A 560-nucleotide genomic window follows, 5' to 3' on the forward strand; every position below is an offset into this window, starting at 1 on the left:
ATTCGCGTGAAGGCATTTCAGACCACCGCAAACAAGTGATGGAAATCATGTCCCGGGGCGGCGGCGTCGGCACGAACGGCTCTACACTGCGCCCGAGAAACACGCTTGCGCGCGGGGTCAACGGAAAATCATCGGGTTCGGTTTCCTGGCTCGACGACATTGCGAAACTGACGCACTTGGTCGAACAAGGCGGATCCCGCCGCGGCGCCCAGATGATCATGCTGGCTGATTGGCATCCGGATATCGCGGAATTCATCATTTCAAAAATACAGAACCCGCGCATACTCCGCTACTTGATCGAGAATACGGAAGACGAAATGATCAAAAAGCTGGCAAATGAGAAATTGAAGTTCAAGCCGCTCCTCGAACAGGAAGAGGCCATGTACCAAGGGATCCTGAACTACCGGGCAATTCCGGGAATGGGCGGATTCAACGAGAAGATCATGCGCGATGCTGAAACGAAGCTGCGCGACGGCGGAACCTACTCGGTCCATAACGAAGAATTCCTGACAGGCGCGAACATTTCCGTGACCCTGACAGACGATTTCATGAAAGCGGTC

1 protein-coding gene is annotated in these 560 nt (G+C 54.3%); it reads left to right on the top strand.

The genetic code is table 11. From position 1 onward, the window contains the following. A partial coding sequence (locus tag FRC98_RS21015; protein ID WP_230467900.1) for a ribonucleotide reductase barrel domain-containing protein occupies positions 1-560 on the top strand: 560 nt, incomplete at both ends.

The organism is Lujinxingia vulgaris, assembly GCF_007997015.1.
GTDB lineage: Bacteria > Myxococcota_A > Bradymonadia > Bradymonadales > Bradymonadaceae > Lujinxingia > Lujinxingia vulgaris.